The 3,462-nt window shown below is 31.9% G+C and carries 4 protein-coding genes and 1 pseudogene; 1 reads left to right on the plus strand and 4 read right to left on the minus strand.

Annotated elements, in window-relative coordinates; all coding sequences use genetic code 11:
* Positions 1 to 502 precede the first annotated feature (502 nt).
* The 3 genes from FTV18_RS15425 to FTV18_RS15435 all read right to left on the minus strand — a co-directional run bounded on the left by FTV18_RS15425 (position 503) and on the right by FTV18_RS15435 (position 2,544).
* Positions 503 to 1,114 (minus strand): recombinase family protein, encoded by a 612-nt coding sequence (locus tag FTV18_RS15425; RefSeq protein WP_005407429.1) that lies wholly within the window; start codon positions 1,112 to 1,114, stop codon positions 503 to 505.
* 218 nt (positions 1,115 to 1,332) lie between these two features.
* Positions 1,333 to 1,953, minus strand: a complete 621-nt coding sequence (locus tag FTV18_RS15430) for a hypothetical protein (protein WP_180033318.1) — start codon at positions 1,951 to 1,953, stop codon at positions 1,333 to 1,335.
* A gap of 312 nt (positions 1,954 to 2,265) precedes the next feature.
* Positions 2,266 to 2,544 carry a hypothetical protein gene (locus FTV18_RS15435; RefSeq protein ID WP_180033319.1) on the minus strand — a complete coding sequence of 93 codons (279 nt, stop codon included), beginning with the start codon at positions 2,542 to 2,544 and terminating at the stop codon, positions 2,266 to 2,268.
* Positions 2,545 to 2,760: 216 nt separating this feature from the next.
* Between FTV18_RS15435 and FTV18_RS15440 the strand changes: the two genes are divergently transcribed.
* Positions 2,761 to 3,057, plus strand: coding sequence for a hypothetical protein (locus FTV18_RS15440; protein WP_180033320.1), 297 nt, complete (start codon positions 2,761 to 2,763; stop codon positions 3,055 to 3,057).
* A 286-nt stretch (positions 3,058 to 3,343) separates the two neighbouring features.
* Here FTV18_RS15440 and FTV18_RS15445 read toward each other — a convergent pair.
* Positions 3,344 to 3,462 (minus strand): annotated as a pseudogene (locus tag FTV18_RS15445) (IS30 family transposase); the annotation flags it as partial.

The following is a 3,462-nucleotide window of genomic DNA, read 5'->3' on the forward strand; positions in this document are numbered from 1 at the left end:
GCAACAGGAGGTGTTGCTGAATATATATCCATGTTCATGGATTAAGTCCCCACTTGTTTTTAGGTGGGAACTAAATTAAGGCTTATAGGATCGCTTGGTAAGGCTGTGTTAGCCGGATGCTTACGATATAAAAAACCGGCTTGAGAATAGACCGGTCTTTTATGATATTTGCTAAAATACTCTTTTGAAATATAAAAAAACTAAGCGTGTATAGCACTGGGTCTAGGTGTTTTTTGGGCTTAGTTATTAGCGTTAGTTAAATAAGTATAAGTCAATTTTTACCTAATGGATTTGCTTTTCAACTAGTTCCAATTTCTTTAATGCTTGCCCTTTTTTATGATCATTATTAATCTTTACAACTAGAGCTAAAATAAAAACCATCACTATAAAAACAAGGAAAATCAAATGCTTTTTCATCATTAATCCCTTCTTTTGATCTTTAAGAATGCCTTGTTCCTTTGTAAATAGATATGACATAAGGGAAGCACTGATACAATCCTTTTTAAATGACTTTAGCAACTCGATAAACAGTTGCAACTCCACAATTCACTGCTTTGGCAATTTCTTCCTTAGTCATATTGCCAGCTGCTAGTAATTCTTTTATTCGTTTGTGCTTAGCCTCATTGGCTTTCTTACCTGTTGGCTTGTAACCCGAGCGTGCCAAGCCCTGCTTAATACGTTCTATACGTTTCTCATTGTCCAGGCGGGCCATTGTTGCCAGGAGATCAATCAACATATTATTGATGAGTTCCAGGATTGAATGAGTAATGCTGTCACTGGTTTGAATCATTTGGTAGGTAGTAGGAAGATCCGCTACGACTAAACGAAGTCCCTTCTCCTGGATCCTGCGCTTCAGCTCTTGAAAATCCTGTTGGGTTAGGCGTGATAATCGGTCAATACTTTCAACTAACAAGGTGTCACCTTGATTTGCTTCTGACAGTAGCTTATTCAATTCAGGTCGGTCTAACTTCGTACCACTATAGTTTTCCACGTACACAATGGTTTCGCCCAAATTCAAGTTTTGGTTTAGATCCTGAAGAATCTGCAAAGCCCTTTCTGCATCTTGATCTTTAGTTGAAGCTCGTAGATAAATACGTGTATTCATTTTTATCATTTAATCTTAATTCTATTAGATTAATGATAATAATATCATTTAATTATTGAATTAAGTTTAATGATAGATATTTTATGTTATTTGGCTCGTTATCATTCAGCTATACTCTTTTGATAAAAAAAGCATGACTAAAATCTAACGTGTATTATGTTAATTTTAGAAATGCTTTAGAAACCAAATAAATTAGGAAATTACATACAATAAAAGCCTTGGCTTCATTACATTTTAATTTTATTCCAACTTTCATTAAGCTTCTTTTCCATAAAACTATCTCTCAGACGTTGATTTTCGCGTATCGCAGAAATCAATTCTATATTTACACAAATTAAGCTCATTGCTTGCTGAAACTCAGCTAAAGGGTTAGAAGCTTCTAATTTACGCATAATAGGTAAATCTATATTAGATAATTCTGAAAAAATTCTTCCTTCGTAAATTAATTTACTGCTCATAGGATTTAAAGAGATTGTATTTTTTGTTTCAACTTTATTCGAGATAGTTTCCGTAATTGGGCAATGTATTATTAGATCTAAAACCTGCTCATTTTTGTTTTTTTCTAAAACTTTCCCATCTAAACTAACTAATAAATTATAATTTCCTTTGTATACCCAGCGCAAATCCTTTATATCTATATTTAAAATTAAATTATGATTAAAAGGAATATTATTGTAATGCTCTTCTTTACTAAAATATTCTTCAATTTCTTCTTGGGTAAGTTTATTAACTACATTTAGCTCATCACCTGAACGAACTGTAGGTGATATTGATTTTACTATGCTAGTTTCAGCATAAACTAAATTTGTATAGAAAATTATAATAAACAAATAAAAAAACTTAAACATATTAACCTCAAGATAAGAGAAAATTGAGTAAAAATTCCGATTGATTTTATTTTTACTGTCAATAAAGCTATTCAAGTAAAATACAACTATAAAAAATTTTAGAAGTACATTACGGAAAAAATAAAGAAATAGAAATTATAGAATCAGTAATTTAAAAGCATCACTAAAATCAAAAAAGTGGATAAAAGAGCTGTTATCTGATTTAGGCTCACTTTCCGCTTTTTAATGCACTTTCGTACGTTAATGACAGAAAATAGTACTTCTGCGAATTTGTTTTCATTAACGTACAATTTTAGATTTGAAGAACTACAATTAATTGCTAGCAGGCTCATCAAACCAACCTTCAATATAAGTGCCATCAGTACCTGTTTTCTTCACTCCACAGTAGAAATTGAGGTTCGTATCTCCAAGATATCCAGTAACTTTCTCTGGTGTATCTGTCATTGGTCTAAGAGTCTGCCCCGATCTATTTTTAATCGTCTCAAGACATTGTGACATAGAGCTAAATTTTCCCCCCATGACTTGAATTTCAGATTCAGCACTACAACCAATCATAAAAAGAGTAATACTTGCTAATAGAATGTTTTTCATAATTATTTATTTATGGTTTAACGAGGTAATATAGTAGCGTATATACCGTCTATCATGTCATTACATAGCCTAAAGTTAAGAGCAAAGAATAGATAAATATACGAGTAATCAATTAGTCTAGACGCAATTTATAAAACTTAATTTAGAAGTTTTAGTTAATGGCGAATTAATTCATATTAAGTATATGATACATAATACTATTTAAGGGGTTTAAGTTTGAAATTAAAGACTTTTTTACTTGTTGTATTAGGAGCATTTACAGTTGGTTGTGCGCCTGCAAATGATGTCTCTTATGATTCACCACCACCACAGTCTTATTCTCCTGCTAAAGAAAAATATATGAAGACTTGTATTGGCTCCTCTGAAGAAAGCAGTTGCAGTTGCATGTTTGATGCTATGGATCCAATACTATCTAAATCTATTGGTGAAGATTGGGCATCAGTTGGTATTAAAGATGAAGATTTTGATACTTATGCTTCGGCACTTGAAGTCGCGAATCAGAAATGCTTTTAATAATGTAATTTAAAAAAATTTTATCTTTCGATTAGTGTCTGTTAGTTAAGCAGACTTTAGAAAAGTTTAGTAAAAATGAGTGTATTTGAATGCGCGAAATTAAAAATTTAACATAAAAACTCATATACGAAATTCGGGTGTTAGAACCCATTCAAAGTGTACTCATCAGTACACTTTGAAATTTTGATATAAAAAATTTAACATAAAATCTCATATACGAAATTCGGGTGTTAGAACCCATTCAAAGTGTACTCATCAGTACACTTTGAAATTTTAATAGGCGGATTCAAGCGGCAAGTGCAACAGTATAAAAACCAGCCATAACTTCACTCGGTGTATACCAACCTAGTGTTTTTCTAGGACGATGGTTGAGTGCAAATTCTATCTGCTCTATTTGTTCGTTTG

The organism is Acinetobacter sp. YH12241, from assembly GCF_013417535.1.
Classification (GTDB): domain Bacteria; phylum Pseudomonadota; class Gammaproteobacteria; order Pseudomonadales; family Moraxellaceae; genus Acinetobacter.

Excerpts from the sequence above, each read along its gene's own strand:
- FTV18_RS15425 (WP_005407429.1), bottom strand. The coding sequence starts at position 1,114 with ATGATAAAAATGAATACACGTATTTATCTACGAGCTTCAACTAAAGAT.
- FTV18_RS15430 (WP_180033318.1), bottom strand. The coding sequence starts at position 1,953 with ATGTTTAAGTTTTTTTATTTGTTTATTATAATTTTCTATACAAATTTA.
- FTV18_RS15435 (WP_180033319.1), bottom strand. The coding sequence starts at position 2,544 with ATGAAAAACATTCTATTAGCAAGTATTACTCTTTTTATGATTGGTTGT.